21 protein-coding genes, 1 pseudogene and 1 riboswitch are annotated in these 21,202 nt (G+C 70.3%); of the genes and pseudogenes, 9 read left to right on the forward strand and 13 right to left on the reverse strand.

Features of this window, described 5'->3' with window-relative positions; all coding sequences use genetic code 11:
- Positions 1-20 precede the first annotated feature (20 nt).
- Together HII36_RS19640 and HII36_RS19645 are read right to left on the reverse strand one after the other, a co-directional pair.
- The gene (locus HII36_RS19640; protein WP_217369699.1) at positions 21-938 is read right to left on the reverse strand and encodes a molecular chaperone DnaJ; all 918 of its coding nucleotides are present in this window, start codon (positions 936-938) and stop codon (positions 21-23) included.
- Positions 935-1,669: an NUDIX hydrolase gene (locus tag HII36_RS19645; RefSeq protein WP_407940814.1), complete on the reverse strand. Its 735-nt coding sequence runs from the start codon at positions 1,667-1,669 to the stop codon at positions 935-937. The genes HII36_RS19640 and HII36_RS19645 overlap by 4 nt, the downstream gene beginning before the upstream one ends.
- Positions 1,670-1,769: 100 nt before the next feature.
- Between HII36_RS19645 and HII36_RS19650 the strand changes: the two genes are divergently transcribed.
- Entirely contained in the window at positions 1,770-2,063 is a 294-nt protein-coding gene (locus HII36_RS19650; protein WP_173524670.1) for a Dabb family protein, read from the forward strand.
- Here HII36_RS19650 and HII36_RS19655 read toward each other — a convergent pair.
- From HII36_RS19655 to HII36_RS19675, 5 genes are all read right to left on the reverse strand, one after another.
- Positions 2,053-3,048 carry a hypothetical protein gene (locus tag HII36_RS19655; protein WP_173524671.1) on the reverse strand — a complete coding sequence of 332 codons (996 nt, stop codon included), beginning with the start codon at positions 3,046-3,048 and terminating at the stop codon, positions 2,053-2,055. The genes HII36_RS19650 and HII36_RS19655 overlap by 11 nt on opposite strands.
- Complete coding sequence (locus tag HII36_RS19660) at positions 3,045-3,578, reverse strand: RNA polymerase sigma factor (RefSeq protein WP_173524672.1); 534 nt, start codon at positions 3,576-3,578, stop codon at positions 3,045-3,047. Before HII36_RS19660 ends, HII36_RS19655 begins: the two co-directional genes overlap by 4 nt.
- A 76-nt stretch (positions 3,579-3,654) precedes the next feature.
- Positions 3,655-3,879: a DUF6458 family protein gene (locus HII36_RS19665; protein ID WP_173524673.1), complete on the reverse strand. Its 225-nt coding sequence runs from the start codon at positions 3,877-3,879 to the stop codon at positions 3,655-3,657.
- A gap of 71 nt (positions 3,880-3,950) precedes the next feature.
- Positions 3,951-4,889 (reverse strand): MBL fold metallo-hydrolase, encoded by a 939-nt coding sequence (locus tag HII36_RS19670; protein ID WP_173524674.1) that lies wholly within the window; start codon positions 4,887-4,889, stop codon positions 3,951-3,953.
- A 79-nt stretch (positions 4,890-4,968) separates the two neighbouring features.
- Positions 4,969-6,774 (reverse strand): acyl-CoA dehydrogenase, encoded by a 1,806-nt coding sequence (locus tag HII36_RS19675; RefSeq protein ID WP_173524675.1) that lies wholly within the window; start codon positions 6,772-6,774, stop codon positions 4,969-4,971.
- 102 nt (positions 6,775-6,876) lie between these two features.
- On the opposite strand from HII36_RS19675, the gene HII36_RS19680 reads away from it, so the two are divergent.
- The 3 genes from HII36_RS19680 (at position 6,877) to HII36_RS19690 (ending at position 8,536) form a co-directional block, all read left to right on the forward strand.
- The gene (locus HII36_RS19680) at positions 6,877-7,674 is read left to right on the forward strand and encodes a class I SAM-dependent methyltransferase (protein ID WP_236003659.1); all 798 of its coding nucleotides are present in this window, start codon (positions 6,877-6,879) and stop codon (positions 7,672-7,674) included.
- Between the two features lie 25 nt (positions 7,675-7,699).
- Positions 7,700-7,757: riboswitch (guanidine-III (ykkC-III) riboswitch) on the forward strand.
- Positions 7,758-7,788: 31 nt separating this feature from the next.
- Entirely contained in the window at positions 7,789-8,109 is a 321-nt protein-coding gene (locus HII36_RS19685; protein ID WP_173524677.1) for a DMT family transporter, read from the forward strand.
- A gap of 37 nt (positions 8,110-8,146) precedes the next feature.
- Positions 8,147-8,536 (forward strand): VOC family protein, encoded by a 390-nt coding sequence (locus tag HII36_RS19690; RefSeq protein ID WP_173524678.1) that lies wholly within the window; start codon positions 8,147-8,149, stop codon positions 8,534-8,536.
- Between the two features lie 71 nt (positions 8,537-8,607).
- On the opposite strand, the gene HII36_RS19695 is transcribed toward HII36_RS19690, so the two are convergent.
- Positions 8,608-9,057 (reverse strand): hypothetical protein, encoded by a 450-nt coding sequence (locus tag HII36_RS19695; RefSeq protein WP_217369700.1) that lies wholly within the window; start codon positions 9,055-9,057, stop codon positions 8,608-8,610.
- Positions 9,058-9,231: 174 nt separating this feature from the next.
- Here HII36_RS19695 and HII36_RS19700 point away from each other — a divergent pair, with 174 nt between their 5' ends.
- From HII36_RS19700 to HII36_RS56705, 3 genes and pseudogenes are all read left to right on the forward strand, one after another.
- Entirely contained in the window at positions 9,232-9,525 is a 294-nt protein-coding gene (locus tag HII36_RS19700) for a hypothetical protein (protein WP_173524679.1), read from the forward strand.
- A gap of 55 nt (positions 9,526-9,580) precedes the next feature.
- Positions 9,581-9,988, forward strand: a pseudogene (locus HII36_RS56700) (GNAT family N-acetyltransferase); the annotation flags it as partial.
- Between the two features lie 42 nt (positions 9,989-10,030).
- Positions 10,031-10,498, forward strand: a complete 468-nt coding sequence (locus HII36_RS56705) for a GNAT family N-acetyltransferase (RefSeq protein ID WP_236003664.1) — start codon at positions 10,031-10,033, stop codon at positions 10,496-10,498.
- 4 nt (positions 10,499-10,502) lie between these two features.
- On the opposite strand, the gene HII36_RS19710 is transcribed toward HII36_RS56705, so the two are convergent.
- Positions 10,503-11,045 (reverse strand): PadR family transcriptional regulator, encoded by a 543-nt coding sequence (locus tag HII36_RS19710; RefSeq protein ID WP_173524681.1) that lies wholly within the window; start codon positions 11,043-11,045, stop codon positions 10,503-10,505.
- 67 nt (positions 11,046-11,112) lie between these two features.
- On the opposite strand from HII36_RS19710, the gene HII36_RS19715 reads away from it, so the two are divergent.
- Positions 11,113-11,877, forward strand: a complete 765-nt coding sequence (locus tag HII36_RS19715) for an alpha/beta hydrolase (RefSeq protein ID WP_173524682.1) — start codon at positions 11,113-11,115, stop codon at positions 11,875-11,877.
- Here HII36_RS19715 and HII36_RS19720 read toward each other — a convergent pair.
- Both HII36_RS19720 and HII36_RS19725 read right to left on the reverse strand, forming a co-directional pair.
- Positions 11,855-13,864 carry a molybdopterin-containing oxidoreductase family protein gene (locus HII36_RS19720; protein WP_173524683.1) on the reverse strand — a complete coding sequence of 670 codons (2,010 nt, stop codon included), beginning with the start codon at positions 13,862-13,864 and terminating at the stop codon, positions 11,855-11,857. The genes HII36_RS19715 and HII36_RS19720 overlap by 23 nt on opposite strands.
- 10 nt (positions 13,865-13,874) lie before the next feature.
- Entirely contained in the window at positions 13,875-15,191 is a 1,317-nt protein-coding gene (locus HII36_RS19725; RefSeq protein ID WP_173524684.1) for a M20/M25/M40 family metallo-hydrolase, read from the reverse strand.
- A gap of 208 nt (positions 15,192-15,399) precedes the next feature.
- Between HII36_RS19725 and HII36_RS19730 the strand changes: the two genes are divergently transcribed.
- The gene (locus HII36_RS19730) at positions 15,400-17,775 is read left to right on the forward strand and encodes a lysylphosphatidylglycerol synthase transmembrane domain-containing protein (protein WP_173524685.1); all 2,376 of its coding nucleotides are present in this window, start codon (positions 15,400-15,402) and stop codon (positions 17,773-17,775) included.
- Here HII36_RS19730 and mgrA read toward each other — a convergent pair whose 3' ends face one another.
- A complete protein-coding gene (gene mgrA, locus HII36_RS19735; protein ID WP_173524686.1) occupies positions 17,776-18,762 on the reverse strand; it encodes an L-glyceraldehyde 3-phosphate reductase in 987 nt (328 codons plus the stop codon).
- Positions 18,759-20,897: a S9 family peptidase gene (locus HII36_RS58695; RefSeq protein ID WP_173524687.1), complete on the reverse strand. Its 2,139-nt coding sequence runs from the start codon at positions 20,895-20,897 to the stop codon at positions 18,759-18,761. The genes mgrA and HII36_RS58695 overlap by 4 nt, the downstream gene beginning before the upstream one ends.
- Positions 20,898-21,202: the final 305 nt, after the last annotated feature.

Here is a 21,202-nt window from a genome sequence, read left to right on the forward strand (position 1 = left end):
TCCTTGAGAGGTGATGGGGGCTAGAGGTGCAGGGGCCGGTAGACACGCGGCCCGTAGAGCGCGCCGAGCAGATCGTCGAGCTCGGCGAGCAGCGCCCAGGCGTCGGACGGCGGCCGCCGCAGGCAGCCGTGGATGAAGGCGGCCATCGGGCGCGGATGGTCGCCGATCAGGCCGGCCACGCACCGGGTGAGCAGCCGGATGTCGTCTGCCTGGTCGGTGGCGCCGGCGCGGCACCAGTCGACCAGGACGAGCCCGTGGTCGATCGGATGGATGAGCACGTGACGGGGCACGATGGCGCCGTGCGTGGTGCCGGCGCGATGCGCGAGACCGGCGGCCACCAGCAGCCGCCGCCAGATCCAGGCCGCGTCGCGGGGGTCGAGACCGGGCGTGACCCGGGTCAGCGGGACGAACCCGCCCGGCGCCCGGCTGATCACGTTGGCCTGCCTGGTGGTGCCGCCCGTCCGGTGCCTGAAGTGGGTGACGAGCCGGGGGACGTACGGCAGGAAGCGCGGGTCGCCGTGCGTGGCGATCGTCCTGAGCGCGGCGGCCTCCGCGGTGAGCAGGTGGTTGTCCGCGGGGTCGCGCGCCACCTTGAGCACCGCGTCGTACATGTCGCCCGTGCCGTACGTGCCGCCCGCCCGGGCGGACGTGGCCGGGTAGAGCATGGCCGTGCCGCCCGCGTGCAGCGGCGGCCCGATCCGGTATCCGCCGACCAGCTGGCCCCGGTTGTAGGCCTCCCACAGCGACACCAGCCGCCCGAACGCCTCCTCGCACCCCGGCCCGAGGTCGGGGTGGAGCAGCCGGGCCAGCCGCCGGTAGACGCTCGTGGGGGAGCCGGTGCCGAACACTTCGACGGCCGATCGAGCCCCGACGACGATCGCCTCGGCTTCAGCCCGGGTCGTCACGTTCGTCGGGTCGCGGCCAGGAGCCGGGCTCACCGGATCTCCTCCTCACGGGCGGGCCGCAGCAGGGCCGGGTGGAGCAGGCGGGCGTCGCCGGCGCGGTAGAGCTTGGCGCGCGGGCCGCCCCTCGGCCCGCCGGTCTCGGTGGTCTCGCCGGTGCCCTCGACGAAGCCGGGCACCGACAGCACCTTGCGGTGGAAGTTGCCCGCGTGCAGCGGCGTGCCCCAGACGGTCTCGTAGATCAGCCGCAGGTCGGTGATGGTGAACAGCTCACCGGCGAAGGCCGTGGCCAGCGGGGTGTACTCCAGCTTCGAGCGGGCCCGCTCGACCCCGTCGGCCAGGATGCGGGCGTGGTCGAAGGCCAGCGGCGGCAGCTCGTCGACCGGCAGCCAGACCGCAGAGGCGGCGTCCGTGCCTGCGCTCGGGTCGGGCAGGTCGGGGGCGAAGGCGAGGTAGGAGATCGACACCACGCGCATGCGCGGGTCCCTGCCGGGGTCGCCGTAGCTGGCGAGCTGCTCGATGTGGGACGGACGCGCGTCGAGCCCGGTCTCCTCGGCCAGCTCGCGCACCGCCGCCGCGGTCAGGTCTTCCTCGGGCCTGATGAACCCGCCGGGCAGCGCCCACGCCCCCTCGTAGGGCGGCACGCCGCGCTCGACGATGAGCACGTGCAGGCGGCGGTCCCTGATGGTCAGGGCGACCACGTCGACCGTCACGGCCACCGGCGCGTAGTCGTGCGGGTCGTAGGTGGAGAGGAAGTCTTCCATCATCAGTCTTTCTCGGATTGAGTAAGTCTCGATCTGAGAATAACCATGGAACCGCCGGGATGTCCAGACCGGAACGCGAGTACGGCGTCGCTAAGCTGATCGCATGATTCGCCACGTCGTCCTGTTCACCTGGACCGAAGACGCCACCGCCGAGCAGAAGGCCGCGGTCGCGACCGAGCTGCGCAAGCTCCCCGCCGCGATCCCGCAGCTCCGCGCGTACACGGTGGGTCCCGACGCGGGCATCACCCCGGGCAACCACGACTTCGCCGTGGTCGCCGACTGCGACAGCGTGGACGACTTCCTGGCCTACCGCGATCACCCCCAGCACCAGGCGGTGATCGCGGAGCACATCAAGCCGATCCTGGCCTCCAGGGCGGCCGTCCAGCTCAGTCTTTAGGGCCTTCCGCGGTCCACTCGGCCCGCGTGACCAGGTACGACTGATACACCTGGCCGACGTCGACCTCCTTCATCCGCGGGTCGGGCTTGACCAGGACGTCCTGCACGGCCAGCAGGTCCCCGCTGTCCCTGTCGATGATGATCTGCTGGCGAACGGGTTCGCGCGGTTCCAGCAGCGCGAGCCCGACGCGGCCCTCCACGGTCGCGACCCCGTCGGCCACCTGGGTCCCGGGGATGGCGGCCATCAGCCGGTAGACGGCGCCCCTGGTGCCCGGGGTGATGTCGGTGTCGAGCAGCAGCCACTTGTACAGGTTCCACATGAAGCTGTCCTGGCTCTCCGGCGCGCCCTCCGGATACACCTTCAGCAGCGCCGCCTTGAGCGCCGTGGGCTCGGTCGGGAGCTGCGCGATCGGTCCCACCGGGTATCCGGCGCCCTGGGTCAGCGGCAGCACCCGCGTCTTGCCCAGCCGGCAGTCCTGGTCGGCCCGGCACAGCGACGGCGCGCCCGCCGCCCGCCACGCCTGCTCGTCGGCCGGGGTGAGCGGACGGACGGACAGGGTGGTGCGCTCCCTGCGCTCGCGGCCGCGGCCGTCGCGCCACACGACCTCCCTGGCCCGCTGCTCGACGGTGTAGCCGGCGCCGTCCGGGCGGCTGCGGTACACCTCCAGCGTCTCGCGCCGCCACCAGGCCCCCGTGGCCGGTGGCCGGGCGGCCAGGCGGTCCGCCACGGTCTCCAGCAGCGCGGCGGGCCCGGGCTCGGTCATGACGGTGGTGTCGGTCTCGCCGCCCAGCCTGGGAAGCGCGATCAGGCCGCCGGCCGCCACCAGGACGACCGCAGCCGCGGCCAGCAGCAGCCGCCCCCTGGGCAGCCGGGAGCGGCGGCTCGGCGAGCCGAGTGCCCTGGCCCTGGCCGCCGCCATCGTGGCGTGCCCCGCGGGCGGCACGTCCGGCATCACGTCGTCGATGAGCTGGAACTCCTTCATCACACCTCAACTCCCAGCGTGTTGCGCAGCTTGGTCCTGGCCCGGCTCAGCCGGGAGGCGACGGTGCCGTAGGCGACGCCGAGCGCCGCGGCGACCTCGTCGTAGGTCAGATCGCCGTACGCGACGAGCAGCACCACGTCGCGCTCGCCCGGTGACAGCCCGGCCAGCGCGGCGGACAGGCGCTGGACGGTGACCCCGGCCGCGACCCGTTCGACGACCCGCTGGTCGTGGCCGTCGTCGTCGGGTGGCGGCCCGGTCCTGGCCAGGGCGCGGTAGCGGCGTACCTCGGCCCGGCGGTGCCGGTGGACCAGGTTGGTGGCGATGCCGTACAGCCAGGCTCGGACGCCGCCCTGAGCGGCGTCGAAGGAGGAGCGGCGGCGGAAGGCGATGAGGAACGTCTCGGCGGCGAGGTCCTCGGCGATGTCGAGGTCGAGACGCCGGCCGAGGTAGCGCCGGATCTCCTCGTAATGCGCGTCGAAGACGGTGGCGAACCGTTCGGGCTCGACGACGGGCCCGTCAGGAGGTGCGAGCACGCAAGGGTCTCCTTTGCCTGGGAACACGGACACCTGTGATTGCCCGCTCCCGGCAGACCCTTCCGAGCGATCGGCGTCAGATTTCCGGCGGGTTGTTCTCGCGGTGCATCAGCCTGTCGTCGGAGGTGCGGCCCCGCCTGGGGGCCAGCACGACGCTCAGCACGATGCCCACACCACCGACGATCATGAAAATCAGGCCGATCACGTCCATGTGCACGCTCTTGCCGAACACGTCGGGCTCGATGGCGAATCTCAGGATGGCGCCGAGCGTGAGGAAGAAGATGCTGACCCCGACACCCATGACGACCTCCAGGCAAACGGCGAGTATGCCCACGGTCATACCCGGCTATCGGCGATCACACCCCCGGCCTTTCACGCCAGGCACGACAGCGGCCGGCCGCCGTTGAAGGCGATCATGTCGAGCACGGCCGCGGCCAGGTCGATCGGCGCGCCGGGCGGACGTCCGTCGAGCTCGGCGTAGGCGCGGTGGAGGTTGCCGACGATGCGTTCTGAGTCGAGCAGCGTGCCCCATTCGCCCAGGTCGGTCTCCCCGGCGGCGTCCAGCGGGGTCAGCCCGGCGGCCCGGCCGCGCTCGGCGGTCTCCAGCACGAAACGCAGGTAGCCCTCGACCCGGTCGAAGACCTCGGGCCCGCACACCTCGCCGTGCCCGGGCACGACCGTCTGAGCGCCCAGCTCCCTGAGCGTGCCCAGCGCCTCGATCGCCCCGGACACCGAGCCCATCAGCACGAACGGGGTGCCGCCGTTGAACACCAGGTCCCCGGCGAACAGCAGCCGCCGCTCGGGGATCCAGACGATCGAGTCGCCGGTGGTGTGGGCGGGGTGGCCGATGTACCTGACCTCGCAGCGCAGCTCGTCGCTGTGCACGGTGATGCCGTCGGTGTAGGTGAGGAACGGCGGCACGGCCTGCAGCGCGCCCCACTCCACCTCGGCCGACCAGGCGGACCGGTAGTCGGGGATGCCCTCGGCCAGGATGCGTTCCCGCACCTCCTCGTGCCCCACGATGGTGGCCTCGGGGAACAGGTAGTTGCCGAAGGTGTGGTCACCGTGGTGATGGGTGTTGATCAGCGTGGTGATCGGCCGGTCGCTGACCTTGCCGACGGCCTCGCGCAGCGCCCTGGTACGGCGTTCGGTCGAGCAGGCGTCGATGCAGATCACGCCGCGGCGGCCGGCGAGGAAGCCGGTGTTGTTGATCCACCAGCTCCCGTCGGGCTGGATGTAGGCGTAGACGCCGTCGGAGACCTCCTCCACGCGCGGCGGAGGCAGCGGATGATCGTGGTGAGAAGAGCTCATGCGGCGAACGTACCGCCGGCATCACGCCCCGGACGACGAAACGCCCGCTCCCATCGGGAACGGGCGTTTCGGGTGTGCGTCAGAAGGCCTCTTCCGGCAGTTCCATCAGGTCCAGCCCGGTGGCGGCCAGGACGCGCCGCTCGGCGGCCAGCCTGGGCAGCACCGTGGTGGCGAAGAACGACGCGGCGCCGACCTTGCCCTGGTAGAACGGGTCCTCCTGCTCGGCCAGCCGGGCCAGCGCGACCTCGGCCTGACGCAGCAGCAGCCAGCCGATCACCAGGTCGCCCAGCGCGAGCAGGAACCTGGTGGTGTTGAGCCCGACCTTGTACACCTCGTCCGGCTTCTCCATCGAGCCGAGCGCCCAGCCGGCCATCGTGTCGCCCATGACCTTGACCTCGGCGGCGGCCTCGGCGAGCAGCTTGCGCTCCTCCTTGAGCCGGCCGTTGCCCGCCTCGGAGGCGGCGAACTCGTTGATCTCGGTCAGCAGCGTGCCGACGGCCGCGCCCTGGTTGCGCAGGATCTTGCGGAAGAACAGGTCCAGGCCCTGGATCGCGGTCGTGCCCTCGTAGAGCGAGTCGATCTTCGCGTCCCTGATGTACTGCTCGATCGGGTATTCCTGCAGGTAGCCGGAGCCGCCCAGGGTCTGCAGCGAGCGCGAGAGCAACTCGTACGAACGCTCCGAGCCCACGCCCTTGACCAGCGGCAGCAGCAGGTCGTTCATCGCGTGCGCGTGCCGGTCCTCCGGGTCGAGCTGGATGGCGTCCTGGAAGGTGGCGGTGTAGAGCACCAGAGCGCGCATGCCCTCGGCGTACGCCTTCTGCAGCATCAGCTCGCGGCGCACGTCCGGGTGGTGGGTGATGGTGACGCGCGGGGCGCTCTTGTCCATCATCTTGGTCAGGTCGGCGCCCTGCTCGCGGGACTTGGCGTACTCCAGCGCGTTCAGGTAGCCGGTGGACAGCGTGGCGATGGCCTTGGTGCCGACCATCATGCGGGCGTGCTCGATCACCATGAACATCTGCTTGATGCCCTCGTGCACGTCGCCGACCAGCCAGCCGACGGCCGGGTGCTTGTCGCCGAAGGTGAGCTCGCAGGTCGTGGAGACCTTCAGGCCCATCTTCTTCTCGACGTTGGTGACGTAGACGCCGTTGCGCTCGCCCAGTTCGCCGGTCTCCAGGTCCACGTGGAACTTGGGCACCAGGAACATCGACAGGCCCTTGGTGCCGGGGCCGTGGCCCTCGGGGCGGGCCAGCACGAGGTGGAAGATGTTCTCGGCCATGTCGTGCTCGGCGCTGGTGATGAAGCGCTTGACGCCCTCGATGTGCCAGGTGCCGTCCGGCTGCCGTACCGCCTTGGCCCGGCCGGCGCCCACGTCGGAGCCGGCGTCGGGCTCGGTCAGCACCATCGTGGCGCCCCAGTTGCGCTCGATCGCCAGTTCGGCGAAGCGCTTCTGGGCGTCGGTGCCCACCTTCCACAGCGTGTAGGCGAAGTTGGGGCCCGCGGCGTACATGTACAGCGCGGGGTTGGCGCCGAGCACCAGCTCGGCCGTGGCCCAGGCCAGGCTGCGCGGGATGCCCGGGCCGCCCAGCTCGGCGGGCAGGTCGAGGTGCGCCCAGCCGCCGTCGACCAGCGCCTTGAACGACTTCTTGAAGCCTTCGGGCACCTTGACCGTGCTGGTCGCGGCGTCGAAGACGGGCGGGGTGCGGTCGCCTTCCTCGAACGAATCGGCGAGCACTCCGGTGGAGAGCCTGTTGACCTCGTCCAGGATGCTGCGTGCGACGTCCTCGTCGACTTCAGCGAACGGCCCGGCGCCGAGGATCTCGCGTCGCCCGAACACCTCGAAGAGGTTGAACTCCAGGTCGCGCACGTTGCTCTTGAAGTGGCCCATGAGTGCGGATCTCCTTGAACCGAGGTCATTAGTACTGGCGAGTAACCTTACTAGGAATGCTACCCGCGGGTAACCATGGATATGCATGGCATGCTCGTCTCCATGGACGCCGAAGAGCTGGCCGCCCGCTGGCGGGAGCGACTGGAATCCTGGGCGATTCCGCCGGAGATCGTGGCCGCCGCGCCCGCCGATCCCTGGAGTCATTCGCCCGAGCGGTTCGGCACGCGTACCGACCGGGCGTTGTCCGAGCCCGACGACGGCCCCACCATGTCCAGGCTCGCCGAGGCGCTGCCCGACCAGGGCACGCTGCTCGACGTCGGCTCGGGCCCAGGGGCCGCCTCGCTGCCGCTGCGCGGGCGCATCGGCCACCTGTACGCGGTCGACACCTCGGCGGCCATGCTCGACGGGCTGGTCATCAGGGCCGAGAAACTGGGGGTCCCGGTCACCGCCGTCGAGGGCCGCTGGCCCGACGTGGCCGACCAGGTGCCCGTGGTCGACGTGACCATCGCCGCGCACGTCGTGTACAACGTCCCCGACCTGGCCGAGTTCCTGCGCGCGCTGGACGCGCGCACCCGGGGCAGAGTGGTGCTCGAACTGCCGCACCGGCACCCGATGAGCTGGATGACGCCGCTGTGGCAGCACTTCCACGGGGTGAGCAGGCCGGTCAGGCCCATCGCGGAGGACTGCGTGGCGCTGGCCGCCGCGCTGGGCTTCGCGGTGCGGGTGGAGGAGCGTGAGGCGCCGCTGGAACGTTTCACGTCGCTGGAGGAGCTGGCCGCCAGCGCGTGCCGTCGCATCTGCCTCGACCCCGCGCGGGCGGCGGAGGTCGCGGCCACCGCGCAGGAGCTCGGCATGTGGCCGGTCCCGCGCGACCGGTGGGTCACGGTGTGGTGGGAATGATCGGTGCGAGGGGCGCGTTCTCGTAGACGAGCCCAGGCTCCCGGACGAGACGCGCCGTACCCGGCAGGCAAAGACGACGCACGGACCTAGTTCGCCTCGTCTTTGGAGTTCACCATGGCCTGGATCGTTCTCGTGCTGGCCGGCCTCTTCGAGGTCGCCATGGCGCTCTCGCTCAAGCTCAGCAACGGCTTCACCCACGTGTGGTGGTCGGTGTCGTTCGGCGTGACCGCCGTGCTCAGCTTCGGCCTGCTCTCGTACGCGCTCAAATCGCTGGAGGTCGGCACCGCCTACGCCGTCTGGACGGGCATCGGCGCCGTCGGCACGGCCGTGCTCGGCATGATCGCGATGGGCGACGACGTGTCGCCGGTGCGGGTCGCCTCGATCGCGCTGATCCTGGCCGGGGTCGTCGGGCTCAACCTCGCGGGCGCACACTAGCTTGACGTCTTTGGTGGTGTCGCGATTGGGTGGCGGGATGATCGAGATTCATGCCGTCACCCTGGACGCCGCCGACCCGTACGAGATCGCCACCTGGTGGAGCAGGGCCACCGGATGGCCGCTGGGCGAAGGCGACAAGCCGGGCGACGACGAGGTCATGCTGCGTACTCCGCACGACCCGTTCCTGCTGTTCATCCGCGTGCCCGAGGGCAAGTCCGTGAAGAACCGGGTGCACCTGGACGTCAACGGCACCGAGGGACGCACCCGTAACGAGGAGGTCGAGCGGCTGACCGGGATGGGCGCGAGCGTGGTCGACGACCGCCGGCTCCCCGACGGCTCCGGCTGGGTGGTCATGAACGACCCCGAGGGCAACGAGTTCTGCGTGTGCCGCAGCGAGGCGGAGCGGACCGCGGCCGCCCAGCCGTGATCCCAGCCGTGAGCCGGTTATGAGCCGGCCGTGAACCCGCCTGGCCCCGCCGCCTCCCGGGCGGCGGGGTCTCAGCGGGCGGACTTGGCCCGCCCCTGCATGGTGAGGGTCAGGATGGCGGCGATCACGTAGACCAGCGCGCCGTGCCACAGCGCCTGCACCCCGGAGCCGAACACGCCTTCGTGGTCGAGCACGAGCTGCACCGGGTAGTCCAGCACCGCCGTGATGCCCGCGGGCAGCAGCGCGAACTTCCACGGGTGCTTCAGCGACCACACGCGGGCCTGCCTGGTCACCCGGTCGCCCTCGTGCGGCTTGGCCACCGCGCCGATGGCGGCGATCAGGGCGAACAAGCTGATGCCCAGCCCCAGGGCCCACGGCAGGTCACCGCCTCCGGTGATCAGCCCCATGCCGAAACTGGCCACGGTCACCACGCCGCCGCCGACGGCGGCCGCCTTCCACGGAGCGCCGCGAAGCGCGGCGCCGGACAGCGAGACCTCATCGCGTCGACTGATTTCGTTCATGTCCTCATGGTGCCTTTTGGGACCCCCGGAGAGCATCGGGGACGGACCCTGACTGTTCCCCTATCCGGTGCGCCGGGGTGCCCGCCGGGATGTTGACCTTCGCAGGGCCGCGATCTACCCTTTTTTTTAGGAAACTTTCCTAAAAAAATCCCATGCCCCCCTGGGAGACGCAACATGAGTCTTCGTCGTCGTATCGCCACCCTGTCCAGCATCGCCGCACTCGGCCTGAGCGTCGTCGCGCTCAACTCCGGCCCCGCCATGGCCGCCCCCTCCGGCTGCACCACGCAGCAGGGCTCGAACTGGGCGTCCAGCCTCTGCACCTCCGGCACGGGCCGGCACATGGTGGTCGTGCGCGCGCGGCACTACACCGGCCCCATCCTGGTCACCGGACCCTGTGTGGCCATCGGCCAGACCTCGTGGACGACGGTCAACTGGCCGATCACCTACGTCGGCTGGGCCGGCTGCTAGGACGGACGCACGGGCGAGGGACGGGTCTCCGACCCGTCCCTGACATGATTCGGGCATGCAGGAAATCGACATAGTGCGGCTGAACGCGGACGAAGGGGAGCGGCTGCGCGACATCCGTCTCCGGGCGCTGCTCGATTCGCCGGACGCCTTCGCGTCCACCCATGACAAGGAGAGCGCGTTCCCGCCGGAGAAGTGGGCGGAGCGGCTGAGCAGCACCTGGCTGGTGGCCGCCGATCAGGACACCAAGGCCGATCTCGGCCTGGCCTGCGTGCTGTTCGAGCACGGCAGGGGCCACCTGGTGTCCATGTGGGTCGCCCCCGAGGCCAGAGGACGCGGCCTGGGCGCGCGCCTGCTCGACGCCGCCGTCGACGTGGCGCGGGCGGCCGGGGCCGAGGAGGTCGAGCTCTGGGCGGTGGACAGGAACCTGGCCGCGCGGGCGCTGTACGCGAGCCGGGGCTTCCTGCCCAGCGGCCAGGTGATGGCGCTGCCGTCCAACCCGGAGCTCATGGAGTCGCACTACGTGTTGTCGCTGCTGTTCCGCCGGGCCAGGGCGCAGGACGTGCCGGCGATCGTGGCGATGCTGGCCGACGACCCGCTCGGCGCCGCCCGTGAGGGCGATCCGAACGACGAGCGCTACCTGGCCGCGTTCGAGCGGATCGACACCGACCCCTACGACGAGCTGATCGTGGCCGAGCGCGACGGCAAGGTGGTGGGCACGATGCAGCTCACCTACCTGGCCGGGCTCTCGCGGCTGGGTGCCGAGCGCTGCCAGATCGAGGCCGTCAGGGTCTCCGCCGCGCACCGCGGCGAGGGGCTGGGCCGCAAGATGATCGCGTGGGGCATCGACAGGGCCCGCGCACGCGGGTGCGCGATGGTGCAGCTCACCTCGGACAAGTCACGCACGGACGCGCACCGCTTCTACGACTCGCTCGGCTTCGTCGCCTCCCACGAGGGATACAAGCTGGCGCTCTGAGGCTTCACCCGCCGTCGCCCAGCTGGGCGATCATCCATCTGCACCAGTCGGCCCGATGCCGCTCGTAGCTCAGGCCGCAGCGCAGCGTCGCGTAGTTGCCGAACCCGGGGTCGCCGAAGGCGGGCGGGCTGCCGAAGGACGCCGCGTCACGCTCGTACTGGGCCAGCCGCTCCTCGTGCCTGGCGAGCTGGTCGGCGAACATGCGCCTGACCAGCCCGGGTTCGGCCAGCCACGCCGCGTACGTCTTCAGCACCAGCTCGTCGCGCTCGGGCCGCTCGCGCGGCGGCTCGGTGACCCAGTCGCGCAGCGCCTCGCGGCCGTCGTCGGTGAGGCGGTAGATCTTCTTGTCCTGCGGGCCCGGCCCGTGCTCGGTCTCGTAGTCGATCAGCCGGGCGGCCCGGAGTTTCTGCAGCTCGGTGTGGATCTGGCTGTGCCCGGCCGTCCAGAAGTAGCTGACCGGACGGCGCATCACCGCCGCGAGGTCGTATCCGGTGCGCGGGCCGCGGGCGAGTACCGCGAGTATCGCGAATCCCAGCGTTGAGGTCATGGTCCTGCCAAGGGTATTGTGCCTACGGCTATGTCAGTTTAGACATAGTGGAAGAGAAGGGCTGGGTATGCGGAAGATCGTGGGTTTACTGGGGCTCGTGGCGGCGCTGGCCGGTTGCGGGGGCACGGCTGGAACGAACGCGGCGGCGAGCCCCGCCCAGTCCTCGACCTCTCCGGCGACGAGCACCCCGCCGACGCAGCCGACGCAGAAACCGGTCCCCACCGGCCCGAACGTCTCCGGCTGCTTCACCGAGGCGGACGGGAAGATCTTCACCCACGGCGACGACCTGCCCGGCGTGATCGCCGGCAAGGGCGCGGTCGGCGTCGTCATCACCTACGAGCGGCGCGGCAACGTCTGCTCCTGGCGGCCGATCTCAGACCGCCTGGTCGCGGCCGGCTACCGGGTGCTGCTGTACGCCAGGACGTCCACCATGTCGCCCCTGGACACCACCCTGGACATGGCCGAACGCCTGGGCAAGGAGAAGGGCGTCGAGCGGGTGTTCCTCATGGGCGGCTCGATCGGCGCCACCGTGGCGGCCACCGCCGCGCTTGAGCTCGACAACGTGGCCGGGGTGGTGGCACTCTCCGGCGAGATCGACGCGGCCGACGCGGCGAAGCTCACCGTCCCGCTGCTGCAGGTCGGCAGCGAGCACGACTCCTACGGCGGCGCCGACGACCTGCGCGACGCCGACGCGGCCGCGTCGAAGTCACCGGCGCACGAGGTGATGGTCGTCGAGGGCGAGAGCATGCACGCCTCCGTCCTGTTCGGCAGCCCGCACGGGCCCGCGGTGCTCGACAGGATCGTCACGTTCATGGACCGTCACAAGGGCTGAGCTCGACCCAGTTGTCGTGGTAGACGGGCCCCTTGCCCATGTCCGCGTCGCGCTCGGCGACGACCGCGTTGGCGTTGGCGCCGCCCGGGCTGAGCTTGGGCCAGCGGCCCTTCGGCGAGGCCACCACGCCGGGCGCCACCCGGTCGCTGACCTCGACGTCGGCCAGGAACTCGCCGCCGGCGTTGTGCACGCGCACCCGGCGGCCGGACTCCAAGCCGCGCGCGGCCGCGTCGGCCGGGTTGACCAGCACCACCGGGTCCTTGGCCCGCCGGCGCAGCTCCGGGTTGTTGCCGAAGGTGGAGTTGAGGAACGTGTGCGAGGCCGGGGTGATCAGCGTCAACGCCCCCGGACGCGCCTCGCGGGCGGTCATCGACGGCACGTACGCCTGTCCCGCCCGCGGGAACCGCATCCGCCCCGACGGCGTCGGGAAACCGTCGGCGAAGGGCGCGAACGGCTCCGGATAGCTCATCCGCACCCAGCCCTCCTTGCGCAGCCGGTCCAGCGTGATGCCCGCCAGCGACGGGTGATCGCCGGACAGCAGGTCCTCGGCCAGCTCCAGGTCCGAGGCGAACAGCGACGGCTCGGTCATCCCCATGTGCGCGGCCAGCCGCCGGAACGTCTCGGTGGTCGACAGGCACTCGCCCGGCGGCGGCACCGCGGGCTCGTTCCACAGCAGGTACATGTGCCCGTAGCCGGCGTGCAGGTCGGCGTGCTCGGTCTGCATGGTGGCGGGCAGCACGATGTCGGCGTAGTCGACCGTGTCGGTCGGGAACTGCTCCATGACCACCGTGAACAGGTCTTCCCTGGCCAGCTGCCGCCTGATGCGGTTGGTGTCGGAGGTGGAGGCCATCGGGTTGGCCGCGTACACCCACAGGCACTTCACGTCGTCCAGCTGGGACGCCAGCTTGGTCATGACCAGCGTGCGTACCGGCTTGGCCAGCAGGTCGTCGCGCATGTCGATGTTCAGGCGCACGTGGCCGCTGGTGGAGTACGCGACGCCGCCGCCCGGGTGCCGCCAGTCGCCGGTGACGCCGGGGATGGCGGCGATCGTCCGCATCGCGGTGCCGCCGCCCTCGTGCCGCTGGATGCCCATCGTGGCCCGGATCGCGGTCGGACGGGTGTGCGCGAGCCGCATCCCCAGGCTGTGGATGTCCGCGGCGGGGATGCCGGTGATCTCGGCCACCCGCTCCACCGGGTGGTTCAGTATCTCCTCGCGGAACTCTTCCCAGCCCTCGGTGTGCGCGGCCAGGTACTCCTCGTCCTGGGCGTTCTCCGCCAGCACCACGTTGAGCAGGCCGAGCGCGAGCGCCGCGTCCGTGCCCGGCCTGATCGCCAGGTGCTGGTCGGCCTGGTCGGCGGTCCTGGTGCGGATCGGGTCGATGGCCACCACGTACGCGCCCGCGGCCCGGCCGTCCTGGATGAACTTCCACAGGTGGTGCCCGCTGGTCAGCGTGTTCGTGCCCCACAGCAGGATGAGCTTGGCCTGGGCGAAGTTCTCCGGGTCCATGCCGCCCGCGGTGCCCTGGGTCCTGAACAGGCCCGAGCTGCCGGCCGCCGAGCAGATGTTCAGCCAGTGCTTGGAGGCGCCGAGCACGTTCCAGAACCTGCGCCCGGCCACGCCCTCGCAGCCCTGCAGGTAACCCAGCGAGCCGGTGCCCAGGTAGGGCCAGATCGCCTCGCCGCCGTGCTCGTCGACGATGGCGCGCAGCCGCGTGGAGATCTCGTCGAGCGCCTCGTCCCAGGTGATGCGCTCGAAGCGGCCCGAGCCCTTGGGGCCGACGCGGCGCATCGGGTACAGGATGCGGTCGTCGGAGCGCGTGTGCTCCAGGTAGCGGTTGACCTTCACGCAGAGCGCGCCGCGCGTGTACGGATGGTCGGGGTTGCCGCGCATCTTGACGGCCTGGCCGTCCTCGACCGTGACGACCCAGGAGCAGGTGTCCGGGCAGTCCAGCGGACATGCCCCCAAAACCCGAAGTTCACCCGACATGTCCTCCAGCTTATGTGCGGGGCCAGGCGTACTTCGAGACCACGTGGGCCATCGCGTTGGACGTCGCTTCGAGCACCTTCTCGTTCACGTTGGCCAGCTTGTCGCAGGCCTCGTGGTAGCACGGGTCCTTCGCCCGGCCGGCGGTGCCGCCGTACCGCCTGGCCTCCTCGGCCGTCTTGAGATCGCCGGCCCCGGTGAACAGGCCGCCCACCGCGATGCCCGCCTTGAGGAACGGGTCGTAGTCCGAGTTGCCCTTGAAGTCGGTGCCGTGGTGCGGCAGGCCGCGCGCGTCGAAGTAGCGCTGGAAGTACCGCTCGGCCCTGGCCGAACCGGGCGGACCGGCCTTGGCGCCCTTCTTGTCCGAGTCGTCCCCGTCGAAGATGGCGTAGGTGTGGTTGGGCGAGCCGATCATGTCGAAGTTCAGGTACACCTCGATCCGCTCGCGTTGCCGCTCGCTCAGCCGCGCCACGTAGTGCTTCGACCCGATCAGCCCCTGCTCCTCCGCGCCCCACCAGGCGAAGCGCACCGGCCGCTCCGGCGTCGTACGGCCCAGCCTGATCGCCAGTTCGAGCAGCGCCGCCGAGCCGCTGGCGTTGTCGTTGATGCCGGGGCCCTCGGGCACCGAGTCCAGATGCGCCCCGGCCATCACCACCCGGCCCGGGCTCGTCGCGGCCGTCTGCGCGATCACGTTGCGCGTGGTCCGCCGATCGGTACGGGTACGCGTCACCACCCTGACCCCGCCCTGCCTGAGCACCTGCCGGCCGGCCTCGTGGCTCACGCCCACCACCGGCAGCCGCTGCGGCACGACCAGCGAACCCTTGAACGTGCCCTGCTCGCCCCGCTGGTTCGCCACGACCAGCGCCGCCACGCCGGCCCGCGCCGCGTGCTCGGCCTTCACCCGGAACGAGCACGAACCGCGCGACACGACGCCCACCGCGCGGCGCGCCGCGCGCCCGAAGTCGGCGGCCTGGCAGCCGTCACCCGCGCCGACCGGCCGTCCCGTCACGTCGCCGCTGCCGGAGAACCGCAGCGTCGTCACCCCTTTGAAGGCCCGCCGGCCCTTCAGCAGTGCCGGCCTGATCTCGCGGAAGAACTCGAAGGTGAACGGTTGGAGCTCCACCGTGTAGCCTGCCTCGCGCAGCCTGGCCGCGACGTAATCGGCCGACGCGTCGTAACCGGGCAGCCCGGCGGCCCGGTTGCCCCCGTGCCGGTCGGCGATGGACTGGAAGGCCCGGAGGTGGCCCATCACGGCGTCCACCGAGATCGTGTCGATCAGCCGGGCATCGGGTGCGACAAGGGTCAGCAACAGCAGCGCGTGAGTGAGCATGTCTTGAATGTCCCAACGCTTCGGATCGGCCACGCGCGGGCACGTCAAAGCTGGTCGAGTCCTTACCCGGTGCGATGACTGAGGTGACGATTCGGGACACTGGAGACGAAAGATCGTACGCTGCGGCCGGGAAGGTGCAGAATCACTGTCAGTGGCCGAAATCAGGGAACGCGATGACACGGAGGACCTCTCGAAAGGGGATCCCACCGTGGCCGAGTCACGCTCGGACGGCGACGTCTACGTAGTCGAACCGCTGCTGCCCCAGCGCCTGCGCCGCCCCTCCGACCTGCTGCGATTCATGGCGACGCTGGCCGTGCTCGCCGGCGTCGTCCTGCTCGCGCTGGTGGCCAAGCAGACACTCAACGGCCTGGAGGCGGACGTCACCCAGGGCACTCGGTTCGTCCCCTGGATCAGCAACATCGCCGCCTTCCTCGGCGGCGCGGCCGTGCTCATCGTGCCCGCCGCCTTCGCCGTCGAACGCGTCTTCCACCGCGACGGGCTGCGCGTGGCGGAAGGGCTCATCGCGGCCATCGTCGGCATGGCCGGCTCGTTCCTGCTCGGGCAGTGGATCGTTGCGGGCAACGTCGAGGACCTGCAGCAGCTGCTCACCGGCGGCCGCGCGATCGAGCCGCTGAACACGCTGCTCACCTCGGTGATCGCGTACGCCACCGCGGTACGCATCTCGCGCCGGCCCACCTGGCGCATGCTCATGTGGACCACCATCGCCCTGTACATCCTGGCCTACTTCTCCGGCAGGCAGATCACCCTGCCGAGCGCCATCGTGACCGTGCTGGTCGGCATGGCCTTCGGCTACGCCACCCTGTACGGCGTCGGCAGCCCGAACACCAGGCCGCCGGGCAGCAGCGTGGTGGCGGCGCTGCGCAAGCTGTCGTTCTCGCCGGTCACGGCCAGGCGGATCGAGGACGACCACCAGGGCAGCCGCCGCTACGCCATCGGGCTCAAGGACGGCAGCGGGCTCGACGTCACCGTGCTCGACCGCGACAGGCAGGTGGCGGGGCTGCCGTACCGGCTGTGGCGGCGGCTGAGACTCACCTCCGAGACCAGGCGCAGGGCGATCAGGTCGCTGCGCGCCGAGCTGGAGCGCGAAGCGCTCATGGCCTACGCCGCGCAGGCCGCCGGCGCGAGCACGCCCCGGCTGCTGGGCACCAGCGAGATCGGCACCGAGGCCGCGCTGCTGGCCTACGAGCACATCGAGACCCGCCCGCTCGACGAGGTGCCAGACAAGGACGTCACGGACGAGCTGCTGGCCCAGATCTGGGAACAGGTCGCGCTGCTGCAGATGCAGCGCCTGGCGCACCGGCGGCTGACCGGCGACAGCATCCACCTCGACCGGGCCGGCCGGGTCATCCTCATGGACGCGCGCAGCGGCGAGATCGCCGCCGGCGACCTGCTGCTCTGGCTCGACGTCGCCCAGCTGGTCACCTACCTGGCACTGCGGGTCGGCCCGGAGCGTTCGGTACGCGCCGCGGCGGCCGTGCTCGGGCCCGACGCGCTGGCCAACGCGCTGCCGCTGCTCCAGCGCATCGCGCTGACCAGGGAGACCAGGTCGGCGCTCGGCCGGGACAAGACCCTGCTGGCGGGAATACGCGAGCAGATCGTCGCGCTCAAGCCGCAGGGCAAGGTCGAAGAGGTGCGGCTGGAGCGGTTCAGGCCGCGCACGCTGATCACGATCATCGCCGGCGCGTTCGCCGCGTACATCGTGTTGTCCCAGCTCAGCGAGGTGGACGTGGTGAAGGTGGTCACCACGGCCAACTGGGCGTGGGCCGGCCTGGCGCTGGCGGCCTCGTTCCTGAGCTTCGTGGCGGCGGCGCTCATGCTGCGCGGGTTCGTGCCCGAGCACCTGCCGCTCTGGCGGACCGTCATGGTGCAGTTCGCCGCCTCGTTCGTGAAGCTGGTCGCGCCCGCGGCGGTGGGCGGCGTCGCCATCAACACCCGATACCTGCAAAAACGCGGCATCAGGCCGGGCCTCGCGGTGGCCAGCGTGGGCGCCTCGCAGCTCGTCATGATGGTCTTCCACATCGGGCTGCTGCTGCTGTTCGCCTACATCACCGGGTCGAACACGACGACCTCGTTCACACCGTCGCGCGGGCTGGTGCTGGCGCTGCTGTCGGTGGCGGTGCTGGTCGTGGTGGTGCTCGGGGTGCCGCCGCTGCGCCGGATGATCACCAAGCGCCTGCGCAGCCTGTTCTCGAACGTGCTGCCACGGCTGCTGGACGTGCTGCAGTCGCCGCGCAAGATGATCGAGGGTTCCGTGGGGACCCTGATGATCACGCTGTCGTTCGTGGCCTGCCTCGACGCCTGCGTGGCGGCCTTCGGCCACGACATCAGCTTCACCGCCGTGGCGGTGGTCTTCATGACCGCCAACGCGATCGGCTCGGCCGCGCCCACACCGGGCGGCCTGGGCGCGGTCGAGACCGCGCTCATCTTCGGACTGACCGTGGCCGGGGTGGACAAGACGGTGGCCACCTCGGCCGTGCTGCTGTACCGGCTGCTCACGTTCTGGCTGCCGGTGCTGCCGGGGTGGGCCTCGTTCACCTATCTGCAGCGGCACGAGGCCCTGTGATCACTTCGCCCGGCTGGTGATCTTGTCGATGGCGTCCAGCTCGTCCTCGGTGAAGGCCGGGCCGTCCACGCACGCCACGTTGTCCTCCAGCTGCTTGACGCTGCTCGCGCCGATCAGCACGCTGGTCACCCTGGGGTCTCTGAGCGTCCACGACAGGGCCATCTGGGCCAGCGTCTGACCGCGGCCCCTGGCGATCTCGTCCAGGTCGCGGGCCAGCTCGACGTCGATCTGGCTCTCGTTCAGGAACCTGCTCGTCGCCGCGCGCGAATCGGCGGGCACGCCGTTCAGGTAGCGGTCGGTCAGCAGGCCCTGGGCCAGCGGCGAGAACACGATGCAGCCCATGCCCGCCTCCTCCAGCACGTCCAGCAGGCCGCCCTCGATCCACCGGTTGATCATGGAGTAGGACGGCTGGTGGATGAGCAGCGGGGTGCCCAGCTCGCGCATGATCCTGGCCGCCTGGGCGGTCTGCTCGGCCGAGTAGTTGGAGATGCCTGCGTACAGCGCCTTGCCTGAGCGCACCGCCCGGTCCAGCGCGCCCATCGTCTCTTCGAGCGGCGTGTCGGGGTCGGGACGGTGGCTGTAGAAGATGTCGACGTAGTCGAGGCCCATGCGGGTCAGCGACTGGTCGAGGCTGGCCAGCAGGTACTTGCGCGAACCCCATTCGCCGTACGGGCCTGGCCACATGTCGTAGCCGGCCTTGGTGGAGATGACCAGCTCATCCCGATATTTCGTGAAATCCTCGTGGAAGATCCGGCCGAAGTTCCGCTCCGCGGAGCCGTACGGCACGCCGTAGTTGTTGGCCAGGTCGAAGTGCGTGACACCCAGGTCGAACGCCCGGCGCAGGATCGCGCGGGAGTTCTCGATCGGCCGGTTGTCGCCGAAGTTGTGCCACAGACCCAGCGAGACGGCCGGCAGCCGCAGCCCGCTGCGGCCACTCCTGTTGTACGGCTGCCGCTCGTAGCGGCCGCCGTCGGCCTCGTAGGTCATGATGACGTACCTCTCTCGATGATCCAGGAAAGCGCGAACGCCTCTTCGCGCCAGGCGTCGTAGCGGCCGCTGCGGCCGCCGTGACCCGCGCCCATCTCCGTCTTCAGCAGGAAGGGCCCGCCGGCGGCCGTGGCACGCAGCCTGGCGACCCACTTGGCCGGCTCGTGGTAGAGCACCCGCGTGTCGTTCAGGCTGGTGATGGCCAGAATCGGCGGGTACGGCCTGCCGTCCTCCACGTTCTCGTAGGGCGTGTAGCTCTTCATGTAGGCGTAGACGTCAGGGTTGTGCAGGGGATCGCCCCACTCGTCCCATTCGATCACGGTCAGCGGGAGCGAAGGGTCGAGGATGGTGTTGAGCGCGTCCACGAAGGGCACCTCGGCCACCACGCCGGCGAACTCCTCCGGCGCCAGGTTGGCCACCGCGCCCATCAGCAGGCCGCCGGCCGAGCCGCCCCTGGCGATGACGCGCTCGCTCCAGCCGGACTGCTTGAGATGCCTGGCCGCCGCCACGAAGTCGGTGAACGTGTTGCGCTTCCTGGTCAGCTTGCCGTCCTCGTACCAGCGCCTGCCCATCTCGCCACCGCCCCTGACATGCGCGACGGCGAAGATGAAGCCCCGGTCGAGCAGCGAGAGCCTGGCCACGGAGAAACCCGGGTCGATGGAGGACTCGTAGCTGCCGTAGCCGTACAGGAGCGTCGGCGCGGGCTTGGCCGTGTCCTTCCGCTTGACCAGTGAGATCGGCACGCGGGTGCCGTCTTCGGCGGTGGCCCAGTCGCGGAACTGCTCGTAGTCGCCCGCGTCGTAGCCGCCCAGCACCGGACGCTGCTTCAGCAGGATCAGCTCGTGCGCGGTCAGGTCGTAGTCGTAGACGCTGGGCGGGGTGACCATGCTGGTGTAGCCCAGCCTGAGCCGCTTGGTGTCGAACTCCGGGTTGCCCGCGGGGCCGACGTCGTAGAGCGGCTCGGGGAAGTCGATCTCGTAGGCGTTCTCCGTCGCCGCCTCGATGCGGTCGCGCCAGACCGTGCCCGCCGTCTCGGCCTCGGTCGCCGCGTGCGCGCCGGTCTCCGGCCGCATCCGGTACGGCAGCACGCGCAGCCCGGTCAGCCCGTCGCGGCGGAAGTGGACCACCGCGTGGTCGGCGAACGCGTCGATCTCCAGCAGCCTGGTGTCCTCGCGGTGCGCGACCAGCGGGGTCCAGGCGGCCGGATCGTCGAGCGGGGCCGTGGCCAGCTCGAAGTTCTCGGCGTTCTCGTTGTGCAGGACGTAGAAGAAGTCGCCGGCGTGCTCCAGGCCGTACTCGACGCCGGTCGTCCTGGGGCGGACGAGCCGGAACTCGCCGGTGGGGTTCAGCGCGTCGAGCAGCCGTACCTCGCTGGTGATCTTGCTGCCCGCGCCCAGCACGAGGTACTTCTCGCTGCGGGTCAGGCCGATGCCGACCCAGTAGCGCTCGTCGTCCTCCTGGTAGACGAGCACGTCTTCGGTGGTGCCCAGGGTGTGGCGGTACACCTGGTACGGGCGCCAGGCGTCGTCCACGCGGGTGTAGAAGAACGTCGAGCCGTCGGCCGACCACGCGCCGCCGTAGAAGATGCCCTCGATCTCGTCGGGGAGCAGCTCACCGGTCCGCAGGTCCTTGAACCTCAGCGTGAAACGCTCGTCGCCCTTGAAGTCGGTGGAGTAGGCCAGCATCGTGCCGTCGGGCGTGACGGAGCTGGTGCCCATGGAGAAGAACGGGCTGTCACCGGCCAGCTCGTTGCCGTCGAGGATGACCTGCTCCTCGTCGAGGCGTTCGCCGGCCCTGATCTCCGGGGGCTGTTCACTGCGGGCGGGGACTCTGCAGGAGACCGCGTACTGCTTGCCTTCCTCGGTACGGGAGAAGTACCACCAGGCGCCCTTGCGGCTGGGCACGGACAGGTCGGTCTCCTGCGTGCGGCCCTTGATCTCCTGGAAGACCTGCTCCTGCAGCTCTGAAAGGTGAGCGGTCTGCTGTTTCAGAAAGTCGTTCTCCGCCTCCAGGTAGGCGATCGTGTCGGGATCGTCCTTGTCGGCTAGCCACGCGTACTCGTCGATCACGGTGTCGCCGTGATGCGTGCGCTCGGTCGGAACCTTCTTCGCCACTGGTGGCGTGTTGCTGCTCACGTGGGGAGTCTATGTTCGGGCGTGATCGTTTTGTGGCCTTGAAGGTTGACGAACGCGTCCTGAGTGGTCGGGAGCGCTGCTAATCTTTAGAAGCCGACGCGGTGCGGCGCAACCCTCCTCCTTCACTCCGGTGACTTTGGTGTGTTGTGTCGCAGATGTCGGTAATCCCTTGTGGCTCGCGGGTCTGGAGATCGGTTCGCAAATCGGTCGAGCGGCTGGTAAGTTAGAGGGGTTGCCCCGGAAACGGGGCGCGGCTTAATTCCCGCAGATCGAGCAAGTCCGGTCAATTTGACAGGAACTTGAAC

It is taken from the genome of Nonomuraea antri (assembly GCF_013283785.1).
GTDB lineage: Bacteria > Actinomycetota > Actinomycetes > Streptosporangiales > Streptosporangiaceae > Nonomuraea > Nonomuraea antri.

Bases quoted from the DNA above. Each gene is read 5' to 3' on its own strand.
- HII36_RS19645 (WP_407940814.1), bottom strand. From the start codon at position 1,669: ATGATGGAAGACTTCCTCTCCACCTACGACCCGCACGACTACGCGCCG.
- HII36_RS19650 (WP_173524670.1), top strand. From the start codon at position 1,770: ATGATTCGCCACGTCGTCCTGTTCACCTGGACCGAAGACGCCACCGCC.
- HII36_RS19665 (WP_173524673.1), bottom strand. From the start codon at position 3,879: ATGGGTGTCGGGGTCAGCATCTTCTTCCTCACGCTCGGCGCCATCCTG.
- HII36_RS19670 (WP_173524674.1), bottom strand. From the start codon at position 4,889: ATGAGCTCTTCTCACCACGATCATCCGCTGCCTCCGCCGCGCGTGGAG.
- HII36_RS19675 (WP_173524675.1), bottom strand. From the start codon at position 6,774: ATGGGCCACTTCAAGAGCAACGTGCGCGACCTGGAGTTCAACCTCTTC.
- HII36_RS19680 (WP_236003659.1), top strand. From the start codon at position 6,877: ATGGACGCCGAAGAGCTGGCCGCCCGCTGGCGGGAGCGACTGGAATCC.
- HII36_RS19685 (WP_173524677.1), top strand. From the start codon at position 7,789: ATGGCCTGGATCGTTCTCGTGCTGGCCGGCCTCTTCGAGGTCGCCATG.
- HII36_RS19690 (WP_173524678.1), top strand. From the start codon at position 8,147: ATGATCGAGATTCATGCCGTCACCCTGGACGCCGCCGACCCGTACGAG.
- HII36_RS19695 (WP_217369700.1), bottom strand. From the start codon at position 9,057: ATGAACGAAATCAGTCGACGCGATGAGGTCTCGCTGTCCGGCGCCGCG.
- HII36_RS19700 (WP_173524679.1), top strand. From the start codon at position 9,232: ATGAGTCTTCGTCGTCGTATCGCCACCCTGTCCAGCATCGCCGCACTC.
- HII36_RS56705 (WP_236003664.1), top strand. From the start codon at position 10,031: ATGGAGTCGCACTACGTGTTGTCGCTGCTGTTCCGCCGGGCCAGGGCG.
- HII36_RS19710 (WP_173524681.1), bottom strand. From the start codon at position 11,045: ATGACCTCAACGCTGGGATTCGCGATACTCGCGGTACTCGCCCGCGGC.
- HII36_RS19715 (WP_173524682.1), top strand. From the start codon at position 11,113: ATGCGGAAGATCGTGGGTTTACTGGGGCTCGTGGCGGCGCTGGCCGGT.
- HII36_RS19720 (WP_173524683.1), bottom strand. From the start codon at position 13,864: ATGTCGGGTGAACTTCGGGTTTTGGGGGCATGTCCGCTGGACTGCCCG.
- HII36_RS19725 (WP_173524684.1), bottom strand. From the start codon at position 15,191: ATGCTCACTCACGCGCTGCTGTTGCTGACCCTTGTCGCACCCGATGCC.
- mgrA (WP_173524686.1), bottom strand. From the start codon at position 18,762: ATGACCTACGAGGCCGACGGCGGCCGCTACGAGCGGCAGCCGTACAAC.